The 24,121-nt window shown below is 44.6% G+C and carries 16 protein-coding genes; 4 read left to right on the forward strand and 12 right to left on the reverse strand.

Annotation, left to right across the window (positions count from 1 at the left end):
- Positions 1 to 125 precede the first annotated feature (125 nt).
- Positions 126 to 1,394: an O-acetylhomoserine aminocarboxypropyltransferase/cysteine synthase family protein gene (locus A136_RS12105; protein WP_017061406.1), complete on the forward strand. Its 1,269-nt coding sequence runs from the start codon at positions 126 to 128 to the stop codon at positions 1,392 to 1,394.
- A gap of 102 nt (positions 1,395 to 1,496) precedes the next feature.
- Here the strand turns inward: A136_RS12105 and glmS are convergent, their stop codons facing one another.
- Together glmS and A136_RS12115 are read right to left on the reverse strand one after the other, a co-directional pair.
- Positions 1,497 to 3,329 (reverse strand): glutamine--fructose-6-phosphate transaminase (isomerizing), encoded by a 1,833-nt coding sequence (gene glmS, locus A136_RS12110; RefSeq protein ID WP_017061405.1) that lies wholly within the window; start codon positions 3,327 to 3,329, stop codon positions 1,497 to 1,499.
- Between the two features lie 107 nt (positions 3,330 to 3,436).
- Positions 3,437 to 4,207 carry a DeoR/GlpR family DNA-binding transcription regulator gene (locus A136_RS12115; RefSeq protein WP_017061404.1) on the reverse strand — a complete coding sequence of 257 codons (771 nt, stop codon included), beginning with the start codon at positions 4,205 to 4,207 and terminating at the stop codon, positions 3,437 to 3,439.
- Between the two features lie 429 nt (positions 4,208 to 4,636).
- Here A136_RS12115 and pykF point away from each other — a divergent pair, with 429 nt between their 5' ends.
- Both pykF and A136_RS12125 read left to right on the forward strand, forming a co-directional pair.
- Entirely contained in the window at positions 4,637 to 6,049 is a 1,413-nt protein-coding gene (gene pykF, locus A136_RS12120; protein WP_017061403.1) for a pyruvate kinase PykF, read from the forward strand.
- Between the two features lie 177 nt (positions 6,050 to 6,226).
- Positions 6,227 to 6,898, forward strand: coding sequence for a GntR family transcriptional regulator (locus A136_RS12125; RefSeq protein ID WP_080582236.1), 672 nt, complete (start codon positions 6,227 to 6,229; stop codon positions 6,896 to 6,898).
- Positions 6,899 to 7,481: 583 nt separating this feature from the next.
- Here A136_RS12125 and A136_RS12130 read toward each other — a convergent pair.
- The 10 genes from A136_RS12130 to A136_RS12175 form a co-directional block, all read right to left on the reverse strand.
- On the reverse strand, positions 7,482 to 9,365 hold the full coding sequence (locus tag A136_RS12130; RefSeq protein ID WP_017062925.1) for a sensor domain-containing diguanylate cyclase: 1,884 nt from the start codon (positions 9,363 to 9,365) through the stop codon (positions 7,482 to 7,484).
- 113 nt (positions 9,366 to 9,478) lie between these two features.
- On the reverse strand, positions 9,479 to 9,973 hold the full coding sequence (gene ilvN, locus A136_RS12135) for an acetolactate synthase small subunit (protein WP_008219984.1): 495 nt from the start codon (positions 9,971 to 9,973) through the stop codon (positions 9,479 to 9,481).
- A 1-nt stretch (position 9,974) separates the two neighbouring features.
- The gene (locus tag A136_RS12140; protein WP_017062926.1) at positions 9,975 to 11,732 is read right to left on the reverse strand and encodes an acetolactate synthase 3 large subunit; all 1,758 of its coding nucleotides are present in this window, start codon (positions 11,730 to 11,732) and stop codon (positions 9,975 to 9,977) included.
- Between the two features lie 461 nt (positions 11,733 to 12,193).
- On the reverse strand, positions 12,194 to 14,002 hold the full coding sequence (locus A136_RS12145; protein ID WP_017062927.1) for an AMP-dependent synthetase/ligase: 1,809 nt from the start codon (positions 14,000 to 14,002) through the stop codon (positions 12,194 to 12,196).
- Between the two features lie 201 nt (positions 14,003 to 14,203).
- Positions 14,204 to 15,163, reverse strand: a complete 960-nt coding sequence (leuO, locus tag A136_RS12150; RefSeq protein ID WP_017062928.1) for a transcriptional regulator LeuO — start codon at positions 15,161 to 15,163, stop codon at positions 14,204 to 14,206.
- A gap of 346 nt (positions 15,164 to 15,509) precedes the next feature.
- Positions 15,510 to 16,565 carry an MJ1255/VC2487 family glycosyltransferase gene (locus A136_RS12155; RefSeq protein ID WP_017062929.1) on the reverse strand — a complete coding sequence of 352 codons (1,056 nt, stop codon included), beginning with the start codon at positions 16,563 to 16,565 and terminating at the stop codon, positions 15,510 to 15,512.
- Positions 16,566 to 16,619: 54 nt separating this feature from the next.
- Positions 16,620 to 17,144, reverse strand: a complete 525-nt coding sequence (locus A136_RS12160; RefSeq protein WP_017062930.1) for a phosphatase PAP2 family protein — start codon at positions 17,142 to 17,144, stop codon at positions 16,620 to 16,622.
- A 312-nt stretch (positions 17,145 to 17,456) separates the two neighbouring features.
- Complete coding sequence (locus A136_RS12165; protein WP_017062931.1) at positions 17,457 to 20,564, reverse strand: efflux RND transporter permease subunit; 3,108 nt, start codon at positions 20,562 to 20,564, stop codon at positions 17,457 to 17,459.
- On the reverse strand, positions 20,561 to 21,898 hold the full coding sequence (locus A136_RS12170; protein WP_017062932.1) for an efflux RND transporter periplasmic adaptor subunit: 1,338 nt from the start codon (positions 21,896 to 21,898) through the stop codon (positions 20,561 to 20,563). The genes A136_RS12165 and A136_RS12170 overlap by 4 nt, the downstream gene beginning before the upstream one ends.
- On the reverse strand, positions 21,898 to 22,557 hold the full coding sequence (locus tag A136_RS12175) for a TetR/AcrR family transcriptional regulator (RefSeq protein WP_017062933.1): 660 nt from the start codon (positions 22,555 to 22,557) through the stop codon (positions 21,898 to 21,900). The genes A136_RS12170 and A136_RS12175 overlap by 1 nt, the downstream gene beginning before the upstream one ends.
- 568 nt (positions 22,558 to 23,125) lie before the next feature.
- On the opposite strand from A136_RS12175, the gene A136_RS12180 reads away from it, so the two are divergent.
- On the forward strand, positions 23,126 to 24,121 hold a 996-nt coding region (locus tag A136_RS12180; protein WP_017062934.1), incomplete at its 3' end, for a 2-isopropylmalate synthase.

The following is a 24,121-nucleotide window of genomic DNA, read 5'->3' on the forward strand; positions in this document are numbered from 1 at the left end:
TAACCAATAACGAATCATCCCGCACACAATTCCAATTGCCTCTCTGTGACTAAACATACTTTTCTTTTATAAAAAAATCGGCAATATGAGAGTACATAAATCGCTCAATAGTTCAGGGAAGACTCATGAAAGACGAAACACTCTCGATTCACTTCGGTTACGACACTGATCCAACAACCAAATCGGTTGCCACTCCAATCTACCAAACCGTCGCGTACGAATTCGATGACGCACAACACGGCGCCGACCTCTTCAACCTTGCGGTGCCAGGCAATATCTACACTCGCATAATGAACCCAACCAATGATGTGTTAGAAAAACGCATGGCCGCCTTAGAAGGAGGTATCGCAGGCTTAGTGGTAAGTGCGGGCAGTGCTGCGATCAACTATGCGATTCAGACGTTGGCGCAAATCGGTGACAACATTGTTTCAACACCTCAGCTTTACGGTGGTACTTACACCCTATTTGCTCATATGCTGCCAAACCAAGGGATCGAAGTTCGTTTTGCTAAAGACGATAAACCAGAAAGCTTAGCGGCACTGATTGACGAAAAAACCAAGGCGGTTTACTGCGAAAGTATCGGTAACCCAGCAGGTAATATTATCGACTTAGAGCGTGTTGCTGAACTTGCTCACGCACAAGGTGTACCTGTGATTGTTGATAACACGGTGGCGACGCCTGTACTGTGTAAACCTATCGATTTTGGTGCTGACATCGTGGTGCACTCACTAACTAAATACGTGGGTGGTCACGGTACAACGTTAGGTGGCGTGATTGTCGACTCAGGTAAATTCCCATGGGCACAGCACAAGGACCGCTTCCCTGTGTTTAATCAGCCAGAGCCTTCTTATCATGGCGTGGTTTATACCGAGGCCTTTGGTGAGGCTGCGTTTATTGGTCGTGCTAGAACGGTTCCCCTACGTAATACAGGTGCAGCACTGTCACCAATGAATGCTTTCATGTTGATGCAAGGTTTGGAGACGTTGTCGCTACGCATGGAGCGACACACAGAGAATGCCTTGAAAGTAGCGGAATACCTCAAGCAACACGAGAAAGTCAGTTGGGTAAGTTACGCTGGCCTGCCTGATTCAGAATTCTATCCACTCGCTGAAAAGTACATGCAAGGTAAGCCATCGGCCATTCTATCTTTTGGTTTAAAAGACGGTTATGAAGCCGGTGTTCGCTTCTATGATGCACTGCAAATCTTCAAGCGCTTAGTTAACATTGGCGATGCGAAATCTCTCGCTTGTCACCCAGCTTCGACGACACACCGTCAACTAAGCGAAGCTGAACAGAAACAAGCCGGTGTATCACCGGAGATGATTCGCCTATCAGTAGGTATCGAGCACATTGACGATATCTTGGCTGACCTAGAGCAAGCACTGAGCGCTTAATGACGCTACAGCTAGCTCTAACACTGATCGTTAACTAACAGACATAAAAAAGCCCATCACAGGATGGGCTTCTTATTATCTATATCATAGGTAAGCTGTCGATTACTCAACTGTTACCGCTTTCGCTAGGTTACGAGGTTGGTCAACGTCGGTACCTTTTATTAGTGCGACATGGTAAGACAGCAGCTGCATCGGTACTGTGTAGTAGATAGGCGCTGTTACTTCACTTACGTGAGGCATCTTGATGATCTTCATGTTCTCATCGCTTTCAAAGCCCGCATCTTCATCAGCGAAGACGTAAAGTAGACCGCCACGAGCACGCACTTCTTCAACGTTCGATTTCAGCTTCTCTAGCAAGTCGTTGCTTGGTGCAATAACGACTACAGGCATATCTGCATCGATAAGAGCCAAAGGACCGTGCTTAAGCTCACCAGCTGCGTATGCTTCTGCGTGGATGTAAGAGATCTCTTTCAGTTTAAGAGACGCTTCCATCGCGATTGGGTAGAACTCACCACGACCCAAGAACAGTGTGTGATGCTTATCAGCAAAATCAGGTGCCAGTGCTTCAATTTCTTTATCGAACGCTAATGCTTTCTCGATATCAGCAGGCAGTTGGTGAAGTGCTTGAACGATTTCCGCTTCTTTTTCTTCATTGATACGACCTTGTAGACGACCAATTGACGTTACCATCATCAGCATCGCTGCTAGTTGAGTTGTGAAAGCTTTAGTAGAAGCAACACCGATCTCTGTTCCTGCACGAGTCATGAAGGCAAAATCAGATTCACGAACCAGTGAAGAACCCGCAACGTTACAGATAGTCATTGCAGACATATAACCCTTCTCTTTTGCAAGACGAAGTGCAGCAAGCGTATCCGCCGTTTCACCAGATTGAGACAGAGTCACCAATAGGCTGTTCGGACGAACAACGAAATCACGGTAACGGAATTCAGAAGCAATCTCTACGTCACAGCTTACGCCAGCTAGAGATTCAAACCAGTAACGCGCTGCCATGCCTGAGTTGTAAGACGTACCACATGCGATGATCTGCACGTGTTCAACCTTGCTTAGGATCTCTTCAGCTTTAACGCCGATCGCGTTAGTGATAACCGAAGTGTCAGAGATACGGCCTTCCATTGTATTGATCAGCGCTGTTGGCTGCTCGAAGATCTCTTTCTGCATGAAGTGGCGGTATTGACCTTTGTCACCAGCGTCGTGTTCAGCGTTTGACTCAACGATTTCACGCTCAACACGCTCACCCGCTACATCAAATACCGTAACATCACGACGAGTTACCTCAGCAACATCACCTTCTTCTAGGTACATGAAGCGACGAGTTACGCTCAGTAGCGCCAGTTGATCAGAAGCAAGGAAGTTCTCGCCGACACCAAAACCGATAACGATCGGGCTACCAGAACGAGCTACAACGATACGGCTAGGATCTTTACGATCAACCGCAACCGTGCCGTACGCACCGTCTAATTGTTTTGCTGTTTTCTGTAGCGCTTCAACCAAAGAAGCTGAAGTGCGAAGTTCCCACTCAACTAAGTGAGCAATAACTTCTGTATCCGTTTGTGAAGTAAATACGTAACCACGCTCTTGCAGCATAGCGCGCAGTGCTTCGTGGTTTTCGATAATGCCATTGTGTACAACGGCAATATCACCAGACATGTGTGGGTGTGCGTTCGCTTCAGACGGCTCACCGTGTGTCGCCCAACGTGTATGAGCGATACCTGTACCACCAATCACTTGTTGCTCTTCTACTGCGTCAGCTAGCTCTTGTACTTTACCTAGGCGGCGTACACGAGTTAGGTTAGATTCAGTATCGACTACAGCGACACCAGCTGAATCGTAGCCACGGTATTCTAGACGACGAAGGCCTTCTACTAAAATTTCAGCTACATCACGCTGTGCTACTGCACCAACAATTCCACACATAGTTTCACTCCATCAATTTTGTTTTATTCCTATTGGCAGCAAGCAAAGGCCAAATCTTCATTAAGATCAATTATAGGAAGGTAAATGCATAATACTTAAATTTGTTTTTACGCTGGATCGGTCAGGATCACTCGAACATCATGTGATTCGATACTTGCTTTGGATTCTTCGCCTAAGTCTGTATCGGTAATTAAGATGTCAATGTGTTCCCATGCCAGCTCTAAGTTAGGGATCTTTCGTCCCACCTTTTCCGACTCAACCATCACGATCACTTCTCGTGACACTTCAGCCATTACTTTGCTCAGGCCAACCAGTTCGTTAAACGTGGTTGTGCCTCTATCGAGGTCGATACCATCAGCCCCAATAAATAGTTGGTCAAAATCGTAAGCACGAAGTACCGACTCTGCAACTTTGCCTTGGAAAGAGTCCGAATGGGTATCCCAAGTGCCGCCAGTCATTAATAACGTCGGCTCGCTTTCAAGCTCATTAAGCGCATTAGCAACGTGCAATGAGTTGGTCATAACAACCAAGCCACGCTTAGCATTAAGCTGCTGAATTAGAGCACCGGTCGTACTGCCACTATCGATCACGATGCGGTTATGGTCGCGAATTAAATCTGCAGCGGCTTTTGCCAATGAAATCTTTCGAGTCGAAACTTGTTGACCCAGCTCTTCGTTGACAACCTCTTTCGGTAACGAAATCGCACCACCATAACGGCGTAAAAGCTGACCGTTTTTCTCTAAAGACGCCAAGTCCTTTCTAATAGTGACTTCTGAGGTTTCGAACTTAGCGGATAATTCATCAACACTAACCTCCCCTTTTTCATTCACTAGGTTAGAAATTGCATGTCTTCTGAGCTGGGTGTTTCGTTTCGACATTTAAAAAAGGCCATTAAGTTTCGATATGAAACATATTATAGTTACAACGAAACTATTTAGTCCATTTATTTTGATCCAAAAAATTAATAAATAGCGATAAAACCTTGTCCTAAGACAATTGTTAAGCAGTGATATTGAACTCATTAGGTGGTAGAATCCGCACCCGAAAAGAAAAAAAATTACAAAACTGACTGTTATTTTTTTGCAACTTACCCCCTATATAGTGGGGTAAGTCACAGAAAACCGATATTGAATCAAAATCTTTTAGTCATAAAATGACTAAAATTGATGAAAGACTTACAACTCTGAAGGACATATTGGAAGTCCCGCGCTTTTACACAACAGGCACAAAATGTTGATGTAGCGGACCAATCTTCAGAACTTAAATAAATTTCAAATTGTAACAATACTTACCGGAGAGTACCTTCCATGAAAAAGACCAAAATCGTATGTACGATTGGCCCTAAAACTGAATCTGTAGAGAAGCTAACTGAACTAGTAGATGCTGGCATGAACGTTATGCGTCTTAACTTCTCTCACGGTGATTTCGCAGAGCACGGCACTCGTATCGCGAACTTCCGTAAAGTAATGGAAAACAAAGGTGAGCAACTTGCTATCCTTCTAGATACTAAAGGTCCAGAAATCCGTACTATCAAACTTGAAGATGGTAACGACGTAGATCTAGTAGCTGGTCAAGAGTTCACTTTCACAACTGACGCAACAGTTGTTGGTAACAAAGACGTAGTAGCAGTAACTTACCTAGGTTTCGCTAAAGACCTAACAGCAGGTAACACTATCCTTGTTGATGACGGCCTAATCGAAATGGAAGTTATCGCAACAACAGAAACTGAAGTTAAGTGTAAAGTTCTTAACAACGGTGCTCTAGGCGAAAACAAAGGTGTTAACCTTCCTGGCGTTTCTGTTCAACTTCCTGCTCTTTCTGAGAAAGACAAAGCTGACCTTAAGTTTGGTTGTGAGCAAGGCGTAGATTTCGTTGCTGCTTCTTTCATCCGTAAAGAAGAAGACGTTAAAGAAATCCGTGAGCTTCTAAACGCTAACGGCGGCGAGAACATCCACATCATTTCTAAGATTGAAAACCAAGAAGGTGTAGATAACTTCGATTCAATCCTTGAAGCTTCTGACGGCATCATGGTTGCTCGTGGTGACCTAGGTGTTGAAATCCCAGCTGAAGAAGTAATCTTCGCTCAGAAGATGATGATCGAGAAGTGTAACCGTGCACGTAAGATGGTTATCACTGCAACTCAAATGCTTGACTCTATGATCAGCAACCCACGTCCAACTCGTGCTGAAGCGGGTGACGTTGCGAACGCAATCATGGATGGTACTGATGCAGTAATGCTTTCTGGTGAAACTGCTAAAGGTAAGTACCCAGTTGAAGCTGTTACTATCATGGCTCAAATCGCGAACCGTACTGATTCAGCTCTTAAAGCTGAGCTAGGTTCTCGTCTAGACAGCCCACGTCTACGCATCACTGAAGCAGTATGTAAAGGCGCTGTAGACACAGCAGAGAAGCTAGCTGCTCCTCTAATCGTTGTTGCAACTGAAGGCGGTAAATCTGCACGTTCAGTACGTAAGTACTTCCCAACTGCAAACATCCTAGCTCTAACAACTAACGAAAAGACAGCTGCACAGCTAGTTCTTACTAAAGGTGTTAAGCCAGTTCTTGTTGACTCTATCGAGAACACAGACGCGTTCTACATCAACGGTAAAGAAATCGCTCTACAATCTGGCCTAGGTAACAAAGGCGACATCGTAGTTATGGTTTCTGGTGCTCTAGTGGCTTCTGGTACTACAAACACGGCATCTGTTCACGTTCTATAAGAATGAACCGATTCGCATAAAATATAAAAGAGGGCTTCGGCCCTCTTTTTTTTATGAAACAAAATCTTGCCTAACTTTTCAGTACGCTGTATTATCAATCAAAATAGAACTACGTACTGTTAACCTCCAACTGACTCTTTCTAAGAGACGGATTAGCAGACTAGAAATCATATATAGATGAGGTTTGTAATGTCTAGTCCTACGCTCACTGACAAAGTATCAAAGATGATTCGCCAAGATATTCTTAATGGTGAGTTAACCCCAGGCCAAAAGCTTGTTGTTGCTGATCTAAAAGCACGCTACAACGTTGGCGCATCCCCTATTCGCGAAGCCTTGGTACAGTTATCTTGGAGCAAATACGTAAAGCTAGAGCCACAAAAAGGCTGCTGGGTATCTCCTGTATCAAAGAAAGAACTAAATGACCTATACGAAAGCCTTCGTGTTGTATCATCGGTTCTGCTTAAAAAAGCGATTGCAGCAGGTGATGAGAGCTGGGAACTGGATGTACTAACGTCTTACCATAAACTATCGCGAGTACAGTACGTATCTGAAGAGTTTGACTGTGTAGAATGGGAAGAGCGCCACCAGCAATTCCATGTCGCACTGCTTGAAGGTGCAGATTCAGAGAACATGTTTAAGTTCTTTGATGACCTAATTAACCAAGTGAAACGTTACCGCTTCCTCGCTATGTCTGCAGAAAGCGCATCTGATGATCTGTTCAATATTGATGAGCACGAAATGATCATGAAACTAGTACTCTCTAAGAATGTAGAACAAGCAACAGAACTGCTTGATCAACACTTACTAGGTTCAATGAAACGAATTGAAGAAGTTATCGAAGCGGCATGATGCCAAGATAGATTCTAACCAAATAAAAACGGAGCCCAGCGGCTCCGTTTTTTAGTTTCCAGTACCACGACTGAACTACCACCCAAAAAACTCTTTGTGATGAGTATTGAGCAGCACAACCATAGGTAAAAAATACAATGCACTAAGTTGAAAGCCAAGAATGGCTAATGTGCCTATGGTTAACCTCACTAAAAAATCGACAAACATACCACGCCTCTTTTAACCAGACTGTATGATCCCCAAACTATTGCTCCAGCTAACCTAATTCTACTGCTGCCTTTCAAGTTATTGATAAGGCTAGCTAACCAGCTGAATTAAGTTAACGGTGTCATCCTTTTACATCTGGTAAACACTCTATTTATTACATCGTTTAACACGATGTAATCTGAAGCAAAGTAGTTTACTTACTGTTAATTTTAGCTCAAATTTCCACCAACATTAGACTTTAGTCTAACTGTATAGATTTTGTGACACAGGTCGCTCAAAAGTGAGATTCCTAATAAAAAGAGGGAAAGGAAAAAGGAGTCGGGGCGCGACTTGAAGAGGTGAAGCAAATAGAAGACAGGACTAGATAGAAGCGAACCTAAGCGACATCATCGTAGCTAGGACACATAGAGACCGTATTACGGCCAGACGATTTAGATTCGTAAAGCGCAACATCCGCACACTTGTATGAGCGAGTGCTGTTACTGGTTAAATCCGTAAAGCCAACACTCACCGTTATCTTAGTTCCGGCAGCTAGCTCAATCTCAATTCGCAAGCGATCCAATACGCGCTTTGCTTCTGGCAGTGAGGTGTGTGGCATCAAGAGTGCAAACTCTTCTCCTCCAACACGTGCAACAAAGTCAGTCCCGCGAAGGCTATCTTGCAGAAGCTTGGCGACACTTGCTATCACTCGGTCGCCTTCGTCATGACCAAGTTCGTCGTTGATTCGCTTGAAGTTATCGATATCGACTAAAGCTAAGCAAGTCGTCGATTCATTAGGGTAACGCTCAACCAAGCGAGAATAATACGCGAGCTGCTCTTCGAACTTTCGTCTATTCCAAAGATTACTCAAAGAGTCACGTTCACTTAAGATCCTCAAACGTACTTCAAGCTCCTTCCTTACCGAAATATCAACCAACGAGGTGATGTAGTAACTGACTTTGCCTGAATTGTTTTTGACCGCATGCACTCGCATGATCGCAGTAAAAGGAATACGCAGCTTGTTCTTACACTGAACCTCCCCTTCCCATACTTCTTCTTGCTCTAAATGACTCCAAATAGCCGAGCTTGAGAGCACTTGGTCGGTATTCTCAAGCAGCAACTGCAATGCATTTTGACCGATCACCTGTTTTTTGCAGTACCCAGTCATGTTCTCAAATTCGTTGTTGATCATCATTGTGCGGTGCTGCTTGTCAGAGATCATCACTGCCGACATACCATTCAATGCGGCGCGTGCCAATTTACTCTCTAGGCTTCGGCGTCGGTAGTGCGTCACCAGGTAAGCAAACGGGAAAGCGAATATCAGCACCGTAATCAGAACAATGATCTCTTCATGGGCCAAATCATCTAGAGCACGCTCAGCCCGATCCATCAGTTGCTTTTGATTAAGTTGAATCAGTAAATGGACCTTTTGACTGTTCGCGAGCATAACCGTGTTAAAGGCAAACAAATTACCATCTTCAAAAACGTATCCCACTTGATCATTGGAGATTGCATCCCACGTCTTCGGCGCGATATTTTTCAGGTTGTAGCCTTTTCTTTCAGGAATAGAGTCTCCGAACAACTTACCGCTGTTGTTACTCGCGATGAAGTAGCCCGCTTCATTGAGAACTTCTGCTCTAAGATCGTTATCTGGTGAAAAACTCAGACGCGACGATAGGCCCCATACATCGAGATTGATAACAAGATAGCCTACTCTTTTGTCAGGGGTTTCTACAGGGGTAAAGACACGAATTACCGGCGAATAAGGGAAGGTGACTTCACCATGCTCCGTTTCAAGCTCAATACCCCAACCGCCAATCTGTTCGGCTTCTAGTTTTTGAGCGTATTGGAAGTAGTTAGAATCCGACCTATCTTGCAGTTGCTGGGGTAACGTCACCCTACCGGTATCAAAGGAATAGTTAACACGCACCAATTCTTTGCCAGTGACATCTAACAGATGAATTTGTGTATACCACTTCTGGTTCACGAGAACAGATTGCCAGACCTCTTCAAGTAGATGTTTAGTTTGGTCTGAGGGAGAAGAAGCAAAGTTAACCAAGCTCTGGCTATGACTGAGTAGCTCCATTACCGAGACTAACTGAGTCTTGAGAAGATCATAATCTCGCTTGGCATACACCAACTGATGAACAGCTTGCTTAGCTGAGTAGTCAAAACTCTGCTGTTTTACTTCTTTGTAACGCTGCAAATAATACAGACATACTGCAGAAGACAATATGATAGAGATAATCAGCAATGTAATTATTGATTTTTTATTTCGCATTGCTAACTCAGATGAATGGAAGTGCAGCGCGGGATTATAGCACTCTAAAAAATTAACAAAATAAAAGCCGCTTAAAAAAGCGGCTTTAAAGTTATTTTTTAAAGACTTATCGTCTAGGCTTTCAACGCACGTTCGCCTCGTGCGATGCCAACAACACCACTTCGAGCTACTTCAAGCACTTCCGTCACTTCAGACAGCGCCTGAATGAAGGCATCCAGTTTCTCGCTAGTACCCGCCATTTGAACCGTATATTGAGAAGCCGTAACATCAACGATCTGACCACGGAAGATATCCGCTGTGCGCTTCACTTCCGCACGAGCAAAGCCGCTCGCACGTACTTTTACCATCAACAGCTCACGTTCAATGTGCTCAAGTTCGGACACTTCTTGCACTTTAAGTACGTCGATTAGCTTATGTAGCTGTTTCTGGATCTGCTCAAGCTGCATTTCGCTCGAGTTAGTGGTTACGTTCAAACGAGACAGCGTCGGATCATCGGTTGGAGATACGTTCAAAGACTCGATGTTGTAGCCACGCTGAGAAAACAAGCCAACCACACGAGAAAGCGCACCAGGTTGGTTTTCCATTAGTAGTGAAATAATGTGTCTCATATTATGTTCTCTCCGTTTTGCTTAGCCACATGTTATCCATACCCTCGCCTTTGATCTGCATTGGGTATACGTGCTCGGTGTCATCCACACTAATATCGACAAATACCAAACGGTCTTTCATCGCTAGTGCTTTTTCCAAACCTGATTCCAGTTCATCCGGAGATGAAATGCGCATACCAACGTGACCATAAGCCTCAGCGATAGCAGCAAAATCAGGAACAGAGTCCATATATGAGTTAGAGTAACGGCCTTGATAAACAATGTCTTGCCACTGTTTTACCATGCCTAGGAAACGGTTATTAAGATTAATAATCTTAACCGGGATATTGTATTGCAGCGCAGTCGACAGCTCTTGGATATTCATTTGAATACTGCCGTCACCGGTTACCACAACCACCTCTTCATCTGGCTTAGCAAACTTAACGCCCATACCAGCAGGCAGGCCAAAGCCCATCGTGCCTAGACCACCAGAGTTAATCCAACGACGTGGCTTGTTAAACGGGTAGTATAAAGCAGCAAACATTTGGTGTTGACCTACGTCAGAAGCAACATAGGCATCGCCATTGGTTACTTTATGCAGTGTTTCAATTACTTGCTGTGGTTTGATGCGCTCAGACGATTTCTCGTAAGCTAGGCAGTCACGCTCTTGCCACTGCTTGATTTCACTCCACCAGCTTTCAATCGCTTCTGCATCGTTAGTGCCGCCTTGCTCAACGAGCAAGTTCACCATGCTCTCTAGAACCTTTTCAGCAGAACCTACAATCGGTAGATCCACTTTTACGTTCTTAGAGATCGAAGATGGGTCGATATCAATGTGCATGATCTTCGCATCAGGGCAGTACTTATCTAGGTTATTAGTCGTTCGATCATCGAAACGTACGCCAATACCAAAGATCAAATCCGCATTGTGCATCGCCATATTGGCTTCATATAAACCATGCATGCCTAACATACCCAAAGAGTTCTTATGGGTGCCAGGGAAAGCGCCAAGCCCCATTAGGGTGCTTACCACAGGTAAATTCAGTGCCTCTGCTAATTTTAACAGCGGCTTATCTGCCTCAGAAATAACCGCACCACCACCGACATAAAGTACCGGCTTCTTCGCTTCAAGAAGGGCTTTTAGCGCCTTTTTGATCTGACCTTTATGACCCGTAACCGTTGGGTTATACGAACGCATTTTGAGCGTTTCTGGGTATTCATAAGGAAGCTTGATTTGTGGGTTTAAGATATCTTTCGGCAGATCAATAACCACAGGACCGGGACGCCCTGTCGTTGAAATATAGAATGCTTTTTTAACGACTTCAGGGATATCTTCCGCTTTCTTAACTAAGAAGCTGTGTTTAACGATCGGGCGTGATACACCCACGATGTCACACTCTTGGAAGGCGTCATTACCAATGAGGTTATTTGGTACGTTACCAGAAATAACAATCATTGGGATTGAGTCCATGTAGGCTGTTGCAATGCCAGTAACGGTATTGGTCGCACCTGGACCAGAACACACAAGTACTACGCCCGGTTTGCCGGTAGAACGAGTATAGCCATCAGCCATGTGGGTAGCGGCTTGTTCATGTCGTACTAATACGTGTTTAATTTCAGCAGTTTTAGCATGCAGCGCATCGTAGATATCAAGTACAGAACCACCTGGGTAACCAAAGATTTGTTCTACACCCTCTTCAATTAGAGACTGCACCACCATCTCAGCGCCGGATAACATTTCAGCGCCGGATGACATGGCTGTTTCAGGTTTTGTTGTCATATTGCTCTCCTCACCAGTTTCCAATCATATTTGGTGAACATGTTGGGCTGGTTTTTCATAGTCTAGGGCTTATTCGTAGCCTAATTCGAAATACTTCCACTTTTTCGGCTATGGCTGTCTGTCGTGATAACAACAAACAGTAATACGAAACAACTTTAACGCTTTATTATCATCTGGTCTAACACCTGTTATTCGGCAACTGTGCCAAAAAACCAACTATTAGCTCAAAGCATTAAATAAAACCCAACTCAGCCCCCCCACGCCAGGTTTAAACACTAGTTAGCGAACAAAAAAAAGCACTTAATATTTTAATAGATCGATATTTATCGATAAACCGCGAGCTTGCTGGTGTGCGCTTTCGCACATTGTGCTGTGTCATTAGATACAAAAAATCCCCCTAAAAATGCAATCACATTCGTAGGGGGATTTTTAAACAACTGAAAATTTATCTAAGCAGAAAACTACTTATCTTTAGGCTTTTCGTTGTACATTTCTTCGATTTCGTCTTGATACTTATCGTTGATAACTTTACGACGCAATTTTTGAGTTGGTGTCAGTTCACCATCATCCATAGAAAATGCTTTTGGTAGCAGTTTGAATTTCTTCACTTGCTCAAACTTAGCCAATTCTTGCTGTAGGTCATTCACACGCTTTTCTAGCATCTCGACGATTTGGTGGTGCTTAACCAGTTCAACGCGATCGTGATACTTGATATTAAGCTCTTTGGCGTACTCTTCTAGCGAGTCATAACAAGGAACAATCAGCGCAGAAACGAATTTGCGCGTATCAGCGATAACAGCAATCTGTTCGATAAAGTGATCTTTACCAATCGCGCCTTCAACCACTTGCGGTGCAATATACTTACCACCAGAGGTTTTCATCAGCTCTTTGATACGATCAGTAATGAACAGGTTACCATTTTCATCAAAATGACCCGCATCACCGGTTTTCAAGAAACCGTGCTCATCGAATGTCTTAGCTGTCTCTTCTGGCATCTTGTAGTAGCCACGCATCACCATTGGACCGCGAACAAGAATCTCGTCCTTAGCACCAATTTTTACTTCTGCGCCCGGCATCGACATACCAATCGAATCAGGGTTAAAACAGCGATCATCCCAACAAGATACTGTTGCCGTGGTTTCTGTCATGCCGTAGCCAAGTTTTACGTTGATGCCGATAGCATGGAAGAAACGACCAATCGTCTCATCAAGCTTCGCGCCACCACATGGCATGAAGTTGATGTTACCGCCGAGTAGAGCGCGCAGTTTAGATAGCACAAGCTTATCAGCTAGCGCATGGCTCTTCTTCAGCATCAACGATGGAGTACGACCTTCTTGGTGACAAACTGAAAGCTTTGCTCCCATGTTCACCGCCCAAGTAAATAGCACTTTACGAATAAATGGTGCTTTAGATACCTTCTCGTGAATCGCAGAGAAGATCTTCTCGTAGAAGCGTGGAACCGCACACATTACAGTAGGTTTCACATCACTTAGCGCATCACGCACTTGCATCGTATCTTGCAGGTAGCAGTTGGTTGCGCCTTTATAAAGAACGTAGAACGTCCAAGCACGCTCAAATACGTGTGATAACGGTAGGAAACACAATGAGACATCGTCTTTGCTCAGGCTAAGGCGTTCATCGTGGCCTTCTAACTGGTAGCCAATGTTGGTGTAATCAAGCATTACGCCTTTTGGCTGACCTGTGGTACCAGAGGTATAGATAAGAGTCAGCAGGTCGTCCATGCTTGCATCAGCAAGACGCACGTCAAGTTCAGCTTGTTGTGCTTCAACGCCACGCGCCATGAAGTCATTCCAAGATACGGCAAAGCTGTGTCCTTGCAGGTCGATGTCATCAGACATAGCCACAACAACTTCTAGCTGCTCGCACTCTTCAAACAGGCTAACCGCCGCATCGAATTGAACTTGCTCACCAACGAATAAGATCTTCACATCTGCATTTTGGATGATGTAAGAAGACTGTGCTGCTGTATTCGTTGGATAAATCGGCACAGTCACAAGGCGTGCTTGTAACGATGCAAAATCTGCCACGGTCCATTGAGGCATATTGTTCGAATAGATACCGATCTTATCTTGAACTCTCAGTCCCTGAGCCAATAGTGCTAATGAAAGCGTATCGATTTGTTGTCCAAACTGCTCCCAGCTAATACCTTGCCATACATTGTCTACTTTGTGCTTCAAAGCTGTACGGTTGCCGCCTTGGGCAATTTGGTCACGAAGTCTTTTTACGATATGAAAATCTAAATTGGCCATCTCTTTACCTTTGGCTTACACCTGTAAGCTTTTTTGAGCGCACAAGTGTACCTCTGATCATGGAAAAGGCAACTGATGAAGCTCAAAGTTATAAGTAATAGTACGTCTCACGCTAAGTTTTCTATCAACAAAAATAGCAGGTACAAAAAAGCCCCAAGCCAGACTCCTAGCTTAGGGCTTATAAAACATAGGGATTAGTGTCTAGTTAAGTGCCACTACTTCGCCACAGATCATCATTAACTGATCTCGTAACCAAATGTGTCCTTTGTCCTTTTCACTTGATTCGTGCCAGCTTAGGAAGCCTGAAATTGCCGCATTATCACATGGGAAATCTAGAATCTGAAGCTGCTCTTTGTTTGCTGCATGTTCTACCATCCAACGAGGAGCAATCGTTACTAGTTCAGACTGACCTACAACGTAAAGAACGTTGCTTAGGCTCGTGCCTTCGTAGAAAGGCATGCAGTCTAGGTCACGGTAAGCTTGCTCAGAGAAGCTACGTTGACCGTGAATGCGAGACAATTTCGCGTGCTTTTCGTTAAGCAGCTCTGCCGCTGTTACTTCACCGTTAATGCGTGGGTGAGAAGCAGAAGCGACAACAACCAACTCATCTTGGAAGATTTCAGTGCTTGAGAAACCTTGCTCATCAAAGCGAGCGTAATCGATCACGAAGTCGATTTCTTGGTAGCGCATGCGCTCAGAAAGTTGACGATCGAATTCAGCATCCATGTGCAGTTTCACGCTAGGTGCTTGCTCGTTGATAGTCGACATAATCTTAGGTGCAAAACGCATGTCACAAGGGCTGCAAATCGCAAGCTTGAACAGGCGAGAAGAAGACTCTGGAGAGAACACAGAACTTGGTAGTTCGTTGCGTACTAATTGTAGCGCTTGGCGGATAGGACCAAACAACTGACGTGCACGTTGAGTCGGTTGAATACCACGACCTTGGCGCATGAATAGTTCGTCGTTAAACATCACTTTTAGACGAGCAACAGCGTTACTTACAGCAGGCTGAGACATACCCAGATTGTGAGCTGCACGTGTAATGTTTTGCTCTTGCATAACTGCATCAAATACAGTCAAAAGATTTAAGTCGACTCCACGAAGTGTGCTTTCCATTCTGTAGCTTGCAATAGCACTCATTGCGTCTTTCTTATCTAACATTCAAGTTGCCTCTTGTCGGTTCGACAGCGTTAAATTGGTAATGGTATGAGAATAGATAACCACTAATTCTTATATTTATCAGACCGATGTTTTTCGGATTGACATTACTATTAACCAATGCATCTCGAGCTACCAACAAGATTGATAAAGAATAATTTTATTTTACCTTAATGATTAAACAACATCTAAAAATCAATTATTTATAGAGTTATAAAAAAACATAAAATGCGTCACTTATGAGTTTAATTTCGACTTATTTAGCTGTTCTATCGTTTGGTTACATTTGTTACAATTTATTGAACTCGTGAATTGTTCAACCGGTCAATTTAGAAATAGCACTTATGAGTTAGGTGAGCGATGCATAACTTGGAAAGTCGACCTTGTCCCAAAGTTGCTTTCTTAAATCATCTTGATTAGACCAATTCCCTGCTAATACCCACTCAACGAGTGCACTTGCCACGTCTGGATAGGTGACCACTTCGGCCTGTTTTTCACTGAGCCAAGCACGCAAGATAGCCGCATCTAAAAACGTCATGGTTTGAGCTAACCCAAGGGCCTCTAGCGTCGCCACATTGCTCTGTTGTTCGAACTGCCCTTCGAGTGGTTTGAGAAGCAATTTCTTCCCTAAGGTTAAGGCTTCAGATGGCAATTCAAAGCCGCCATTTGCGACCACACCAGAGCACTGATTGAGGTCGAATTGAAAGCCCGCATGACTCAGTGGTTTGAACTCAATATTTTCAACTCGGCTATGCTCAATCACATCCGGGTGGTAACAGACAAAGTTTTGCGAAATGAACTTCATCAGCAGCTCTGAGATCGACTCAAGATCCTCAAATGGCAAATAGACCAACGTAAAATCTTGTGTTGTTTTTATTTGTTGATCACCAACCAGCGTGTGAACGATAGGCGGCAAAATCGGCTGTTCAAAGTGATACCAGTGCAAGCCAATAGAGTGCTCGGTTGGGGCGAAATGTTGAATCACTGAATGTTCAATCCAGTTGCCCCCTTCTTTGGGTACATCATAACGAAACGCATTCTGGTGGCTTATCCCAATGCATGACACACCTTGTCTCTTAGCCGCCCATGCAGTGACAGGCTCAAAATCATTAATCACTAAGTCATAAGGCGTAAGATCGATCTGGTTAATCTCACGGAGAAATCGCCAGATGTTGTTCTTCATGAATGTTTTGCCGTATTTAACCTGCCCCTGCTCGCTGTAAAAAGTTAAGCCGCTGCGGGTCTGATAGTTGCCAAACGCTTCCATCGAAAAGTATTTGCTCTCATCTCGCCCAGAGAACAGAAAATCGACATCAATATTTTGCTGACGAAAAGCGACGGCCATTGCTCTCGCTCGAGCGATGTGCCCATTTCCTGTGCCTTGTACGCCATATAAAATTTTCATGCATGTTCCTTTAAATTTACCACTTAAGCTCGGCAGTGGTTGCCAACAAAATAATTACAGGATGAAGCTGATAGCTAGGCTGGTACAAGCGATGCCCAAGGCTGCGCCAATCAGTACGTCTGTTAAAAAGTGCACACCAAGTAAGATTCGAGAGCCTGCAATCGCAGTTGCCCACACCAAGCTAAAGAGGTACAAGCTCGGATAGAAATGCCCGATTAGGGTCGCCATAACAAAAGCAGCAGCGGAATGCCCTGAAGGCAGACTGTATTTATCGGATGGCACAATATGAGAGTGAAGTAGTGAAGAGAATTCAGCTGGTCGACGGCGCTTGAGGGTATTTTTAGCAAACCAGTAAATAGGCAGTTCGATTGCGAAGGCGGTTAAGCCCACCAAAAGAAAGTCTCGACCGGTGTTGCTATCGACCAGCAGTGCAATCAAGGCAATCAAAACATAAAGGTGTCCATCTCCAGTATGAGACACCGCTTTACTGAGCGTTGCATGTTGCCCGCCATAGCGGTTGTTTAAACAGAAAACAGAAAATGCCACATCCCAGCGGACAATAGGTTCGATAGTACGCATACGATCTCCTTAACAATCCTTATTCAGTTAAGGCTCAAGTTATGCCCAACAAATGACAGTTAAGTGACGTTTTGAATGAACTAAAATGAAATTTCCCATGCTTGATAGACAGGTCAATGGATCAAGTCAGGATGGCGATAGATGCAACCGATAAAAATAAAGCGACCCAAGGCCGCTTTATTCTTCTATGTTTTTACTTCTTAGTATAAGTAAGCAACCGCTACTTCTATCGTGTTAATGGTTATAGCGTGCGCTAATGATACTAGAGCTCGCTAATAATAGTAGAGCTCGCAAATAATTAAGCGCTAAAGGCTATAGGGCTAATGGCTCGTGCTTTTTCACCAAACCGAAATCCGCCAATATCGCGTAGGCCGCTGGGATCATAAACAATACTAATAAGGTCGAGGCAAATATGCCGAATACGATCGAAATAACCAGTGGCTGGATAACCTGAGCCTGTAAGCTGGTTTCCGTCAACAGCGGTAGCAAACCTGCCGCAGTCGTCATTGAGGTCAAGAATACCGCTCGGAAACGCTCGCGACTGGCTTTCACCACCGAGTCATGCACGCTATCTCCCTCATCGACATGGTGACGAATGTACTGCACCAACAAGATGGAATCATTAACCACAATTCCGGCAAGCGACACAAAGCCCATCATGCTTGGCATACTCAAAGAATGGCCAAGTATCCAGTGACCAACGACCACCCCAATAAAAGCGAGTGGAATCGCTAACATCACGACCACAGGCTCTAAATAGCTTCTGAACTGATAGCTAAGAATCGCAAACACGCCGAATAAGCCGAGCAAGAATCCTTTGCCCATCGAAGCGCCAGTCTTGGCTGCATCCTTGGCCTCCCCTTCGAAATCAAAGCGTAAACCCGGGTACTTCTGAATAAGTTTGGCGGCTTCATCTTTTTGGAACTGAGCCAAAATCGCGGATGAACTCGCTTTCTTATTATCAATATCACCAAAGATACTGATGGTTCTCAACCCATCGATACGTTGGATTCGCACATAGTTACGCTGAAAATCTAACGTTGCCAATGTTGCTAATGGAATCTGACTGCCGTCTGCAGTGATGATTGGGAAGTTAGCCAGCTGCTGTAAATCACCCGCTTGTTCTTTATCAAGACGAACTTCAATCGAGATATTCTCAACACCGATTTGAATCTCATCCGCTGTCTGACCAAAGAAAGCCGCACGTAATTGGGAAGCGATCATCTGCCCATTCACATTGTAGGTTTCGGCTCCAGGGCGCAGCTTCACCAAGATCTCTTCTTTACCCATGCGCATGTCATCAAGCACGCCATGCACCCCATCAAACTGATTAAGGTACTCCTGAATATCCAAAGAAGCGGATTTCAATGCGCTCAGGTCATCGTGTTTGGCGCGGATTTCAATAGCACGACCGCCCGGCCCCATCGTGGGTTGCTTGAACACCAATGAAATAGGATCCGCTAAATCGCCAATATCCTCTCGCCACGCATCAATGAAATCATCGATAACCGTATTACGACTCTCTGCTCCGCGTAAATCTAAGCGCACTGTGGCTAAGTGCGGGCCGGATTCATTGGCATCGGCGTTAGCATTGAATTGGCTAGTTATGTGCTCGACCAGTGTATTGCCTTCTTCAACCTCTTCGCTCCATTGCTTGTTCAAACGCTCAGCAGACGCGACAATTTTGTCGACCACTTTCTCTGTTTGAGACAGTGATGCGCCCGGCGGAAGAATAATACGCGCCTCGGCAATATCACCATCCAGCTCTGGGAAAGGTTGAAACTTAACAACACCACCAGCAATCAAGGCGACTGAAAGCAACAACAGCGTAATCACTCCGCCCATAAAGGCGTAGCGGAAGGTCACGACTTTCTCAACCATGTTCATCAAAGTGGTATTACGGAAGTTCTCAAACTTCTCAAGCAACACCACTTTAAAGCGCAGCGCTGGCTTGTCATTTTTTTCTTTGTGTAATGAATGAGATAGGTGATTAGGTAGAATCAGGAAGGCTTCAATCAAGCTCAACGACAGCACCAAAATCAATACTTGAGGAACGGCCTTAAGCACAGCGCCCATCTCGCCATCAAGAAACAGTAAGCTACCGAAAATACACACCGTGGTTAAGAAAGAAGACAGTACTCCGGGAAGCACTTTCTTAACGCCGTTGTACACCGCATCATCGACGCTTTGTCCCCTATCTAAGTGGGAGGCTATCGATTCGGCTATCACGATGGCGTCATCCATCATAATACCGATTGCCATTAACAACCCGACCAGCGACATAATGTTGATCGACAAACCAAGGTTGGCCATTAAGAACAAGCCACCAAGGAAGGCCACTGGCAACCCTGCCGCCACCCAAAATGAATAACGTAAGCTGAAGAACAGCCACATGGTGGCGAACACCAGCACAATACCTTGCCAGCCATTGCTCACCATCATGGTTAGACGATCCCAAAGCACAGATGAGAGATCGTTGGTCATTTGTAGTGTCACGCCATCAGGAGCAATCGCGCTTTGATCTTCAACGAATCGTGTTACGTTCTCTTTGATTCGCAGCGCATCGTCTTCTTTGTTCTTACTGATCTTGAGCAGCGCTGAAGGCTTGCCATCAAATAGCACCTTTTGCTCATCAAGCTCAAAGCGGTCGGTTATTTTGGCTATGTCTCTCAAACGAATCACCGAGCCATTAGGCGCAGATCCAACCACGATGCTTTCCAGCTCAACAGGCGTAACTCGTCTCTCGTCGAAACGAATCAGAAAGTTTTTGTCTGGTGTTTCAACGTTACCACTCGGCAGTTTTACATTCTGTCGACCAATTTGATCCGCGATATCACCGACACTCAAACCCAACTGACGAATAGCTTGGGTATCCAGTTCCACTCGATATTGATGATCCGAGAAGCCGCTAACCTCGACCAAAGAGACATCGTAATCAAGCTTCATGGTACGCTTAAGATCTTCCGCGTAGGCCTTAAGTTCCGGCCACGACGTTTCGGCTGTTATAGCGATATCGACAACTGGTTCATTCCAATCTAGCTCTTGAACAACAGGCGATTCAATCTCAGTTGGGAAGTCATTGATCGAGTTGATCTGGGTTTGCACGTCCACCAGCATTCGGCCGATGTCCGCTTTTTCATTTAACTTGAGAATTAAACGGGCGCTGCCTTCGATGGCTTCACATTGAGTCTCTTCAATGTTGGCTAAGCCGTCTACTGCATCTTCCATTCGTACACACAAGCTCTCTTCCACTTCTTGTGGAGAGGCGCCGGGATAGACAATCGCAGCCATAATGTAAGGCGGATCGTAAGCGGGGAAGGTTTCACGTTTGATGGTTGATAGTGAGCTTAGACCCAAGATCAACAACCCAAGCATCAACAAGTTTGCTGCTGTTGGGTGCCGAGAGAAAAATTTGATCATGACGCACTTTCCTGAGTATCTGACTCAAGCTCGGCCTCTTCAGAGTTCGACTCTCTCAGTAACATGCCTTCGATTGCTGGCAGGACATCATTGAGAACCAGTTTATCTCCAGTTTGTAGCTCTCCACTTACAACCACTTGATTGTCTCTACGATAAAGCACTTCAACATTGACCACTTGCAAACGCTGATTGTCATCCATCAGGTAAACCTTATCACCATGCAGTGCTCGCTCTGGAACCACCCAACTTAGATTCGCGACACCCTCAATCTCAGCTTTGACAAACATACCGTTAACCAAAGGCGTTGCGCTGTCTGGTTGCAATTGTGAGTAATCTTGAGCGATCTCGAGAATAATCCCCGCCGTCGCTTGGTTTTCATCAACTGTTTCGCTGATTCTTGCCACCTTCGCTGGCCAACTGAGGTTCAGGTTGCCGCTGTTAAGTTGAATGCTTGCTTTGATTGGCGCTTCATAAGGATTAGGGATTCCTGCAGCATCACGAGGGAACTGGTTAAAGCTGGAGGCTAAAGTTTGCATATCGTGAATAGAAAGTTGCGCCTCCACTTCCATGACATTAATCCCGTGAGCAATAAACATCTCCTGCTGAAGGTTAACTACTTGATTTTGTTCGATATCAACCTGAGCAATTCGCATCGCTCTTGGCAAAGTGATCGTGGTCTTATCGAGAGAGCGCTGCGCCTCTTTTACCTTAGACACGTTGACCTTAATCACCGCTTCCGCAACACGCTTTTCATCTGGCATCAACGCGATTTGGTTAGCGATATCTAATACCAACTTCTGCTGAGACAATGCGCTTTGTTGTTGCAGGTCGACATCCGATTGAGAGGTGAGCCCTTTCTTACGCAGATCCTGTTTACGTTGTAGCTCTTTATTGCTGATCACCAAACGATTCTTTTCGATCTTAAGAGTCTTATTAAGGTTGTCTTCTTCTTGATTCAATTTCGCTAATGAGGTTTGGCTTGATTTTAGATCCGCCTCTGCTTGTATCAGTTTCAATTCGTAATCCAATGGATCAACCTTGAGCACGACCGTTCCTGCAGGGATCACCTGGCCTTTTTCAAGATCTGGATGTCGATACACGATCTGTCCTGTCACCTCAGCAATCGCTTTCCATTCAACTTTAGGCACCACTTTGCCAAAGCCGACCGCTAACGGCGCTATCAGTTGTTGTTCTAGGCTCACAGTATCAACTAAGCGAGCCCTATCACCCGCAGGTTTGGTTGGAAGATCCGGCTTCAAGTTAATCGCGGCGACAAGGCCAATAACACCAACCGCAAGTGCTGGAAAGAAGAGTAGTTTTTTATTTATTTTCATTATCTTTGGTCCTGCACGGAAGAAGGGCTCGGTGCGTTAATAAAGCCTTCAGTCATCAATTGAATGTTGTGTTCGATTAAACGATTAAGAAATTCTTCATTAATCTCAATCCCATGAATTGCCAATAAAGGCGGCGGAGCGATGAAAGGAAACACCATCAAGCTTACATACGAAATACGGCACAATTTTGGATCCATGTTCTGTTTTAAGATGCCTTGTTCAACCAACTTTTCAAAAATGACATCTTGGGCTGGCTTTGCAACATCGAGGAAAACCTTTTCGAGCAACTCTCTTTGCACTTCAGAGGGAGGCATATTCATCACTTGGGCTATCAAGCGAGGAAACTTCGGCACTTTGACCATCTCTTTGTAGTAAGTCCGCATTAAATCAAGAAAGTTCTCATGACTGCTTTCATCAACGAGTCTCTGCATTTGTAATTGCATAGGGCGTAATGTTTCACGCAGCATCGCCTCAAACAATCCGGCTTTACTGCCAAAGTAATAGCGAATCATCGCAATATTCACACCCGCTCGCTCAGCAACTAAGCGAGTCGATACCTTGTCGTACGGTTGAACGACGAACAGATCTCGAGCGTGCTCAATGAGTAACTGCCGTACATCTAGATTCTGTTGAGGTCGCCCTGCTTTACGCGCTGCCATCACTGAGACCTATCCCTATAATTAATCACACGATTAATTATAGGGATAAATCGACATGGTTGTAGAAGATTAATTACTCACTATTTAATCAAATGATTAATTAATTTAGCCACCCTTTTAATTTTATTGGTGAATCGTTCCATCAAAAAGATTTACTACAAAGTTTTAACCTACACATCAGCCAAACGATAAACTAACCGCCCAGTACAAAACACTCAATCAGCTGATAACACCAGCAAACAACACGCAAGCAGCACAAACCAAAAAAAAACACCGCCAAAGCACGCTGATATTGGATTTTCTTGTTTGACGCTCAGAATAAATTGCGGTAAATATGGTGTTAACAGTTTATTTACGGATATTTGTGTAATGATTTTTTCTTCTTCTCGACTGCTGAAACTTCTCCTTATCGTGAACCAATCGCGCGGGTAAGTTGTGGGTCAAGAACTACACAAATATTAAAACCCGCGCTGAGCGGGTTTTTTTGTAACTGGCACTTTTAAAAGAACATCATTCTCAATAATAATTTGGATAGCAATCGATACAATATCGATATAAGGAAGCACCCATGAACGATCAAGTGATAATTTTTGATACGACTTTACGTGACGGCGAGCAAGCGTTGGCAGCAAGCCTTACGGTAAAAGAGAAATTACAGATCGCTTATGCACTTGAACGACTGGGTGTAGATGTTATTGAAGCGGGTTTCCCTGTGTCATCGCCAGGCGATTTCGAATCAGTACAAACCATCGCAAAAAATATTAAAGATAGCCGTATCTGTGCGCTTTCTCGTGCTGTAGCGAAGGATATCGATGCCGCTGCAGAAGCGTTAAAAGTCGCTGAGCAGTTCCGTATTCACACCTTCATTTCTACATCAACGGTTCACGTGCAAGATAAATTACGCCGTAGCTACGACGATGTTGTCGATATGGCAGTAAAAGCGGTAAAGCATGCGCGCAACTACACAGACGATGTTGAGTTCTCTTGTGAAGATGCAGGTCGTACGCCTATCGATAACCTATGTCGTATGGTTGAAGCGGCAATCAACGCGGGCGCGAAAACCATCAACATTCCAGACACAGTGGGCTACACAGTACCTAACGAGTTTGGTGGCATTATCAAAACGCTATTTGATCGCGTTCCAAACATCGACCAAGCAATCATCTCTGTTCACTGTCACGATGACTTGGGTATGTCGGTTGCTAACTCAATTGCTGCGGTACAAGCCGGTGCTCGTCAAGTTGAAGGTACTATTAACGGTATCGGTGAGCGTGCGGGCAACTGTTCTTTAGAAGAAATCGCAATGATCATCAAAACTCGCCAAGAGTTACTAGGTGTTCATACTGGTTTGGATCATCAAGAGATTCACCGTACCAGTAAGTTGGTTAGCCAGCTTTGCCACATGCCAATTCAAGACAACAAAGCAATCGTCGGTGCTAACGCATTCAGCCACTCTTCAGGTATCCACCAAGACGGCATGCTTAAGAACAAGAACACTTACGAGATCATGACTCCTGAGTCTATTGGCTTGAAAAACAAAGCATTGAACCTAACCAGCCGCAGT

The organism is Vibrio crassostreae 9ZC13, from assembly GCF_000272045.2.
GTDB classification, from domain to species: domain Bacteria; phylum Pseudomonadota; class Gammaproteobacteria; order Enterobacterales; family Vibrionaceae; genus Vibrio; species Vibrio crassostreae_C.

Bases quoted from the DNA above. Each gene is read 5' to 3' on its own strand.
- A136_RS12105 (WP_017061406.1), top strand. From the start codon at position 126: ATGAAAGACGAAACACTCTCGATTCACTTCGGTTACGACACTGATCCA.
- glmS (WP_017061405.1), bottom strand. From the start codon at position 3,329: ATGTGTGGAATTGTTGGTGCAGTAGCACAGCGTGATGTAGCTGAAATT.
- A136_RS12115 (WP_017061404.1), bottom strand. From the start codon at position 4,207: ATGTCGAAACGAAACACCCAGCTCAGAAGACATGCAATTTCTAACCTA.
- pykF (WP_017061403.1), top strand. From the start codon at position 4,637: ATGAAAAAGACCAAAATCGTATGTACGATTGGCCCTAAAACTGAATCT.
- A136_RS12125 (WP_080582236.1), top strand. From the start codon at position 6,227: ATGAGGTTTGTAATGTCTAGTCCTACGCTCACTGACAAAGTATCAAAG.
- A136_RS12130 (WP_017062925.1), bottom strand. From the start codon at position 9,365: ATGCGAAATAAAAAATCAATAATTACATTGCTGATTATCTCTATCATA.
- ilvN (WP_008219984.1), bottom strand. From the start codon at position 9,973: ATGAGACACATTATTTCACTACTAATGGAAAACCAACCTGGTGCGCTT.
- A136_RS12140 (WP_017062926.1), bottom strand. From the start codon at position 11,732: ATGACAACAAAACCTGAAACAGCCATGTCATCCGGCGCTGAAATGTTA.
- A136_RS12145 (WP_017062927.1), bottom strand. From the start codon at position 14,002: ATGGCCAATTTAGATTTTCATATCGTAAAAAGACTTCGTGACCAAATT.
- leuO (WP_017062928.1), bottom strand. From the start codon at position 15,163: ATGTTAGATAAGAAAGACGCAATGAGTGCTATTGCAAGCTACAGAATG.
- A136_RS12155 (WP_017062929.1), bottom strand. From the start codon at position 16,565: ATGAAAATTTTATATGGCGTACAAGGCACAGGAAATGGGCACATCGCT.
- A136_RS12160 (WP_017062930.1), bottom strand. From the start codon at position 17,144: ATGCGTACTATCGAACCTATTGTCCGCTGGGATGTGGCATTTTCTGTT.
- A136_RS12165 (WP_017062931.1), bottom strand. From the start codon at position 20,564: ATGATCAAATTTTTCTCTCGGCACCCAACAGCAGCAAACTTGTTGATG.
- A136_RS12170 (WP_017062932.1), bottom strand. From the start codon at position 21,898: ATGAAAATAAATAAAAAACTACTCTTCTTTCCAGCACTTGCGGTTGGT.
- A136_RS12175 (WP_017062933.1), bottom strand. From the start codon at position 22,557: ATGGCAGCGCGTAAAGCAGGGCGACCTCAACAGAATCTAGATGTACGG.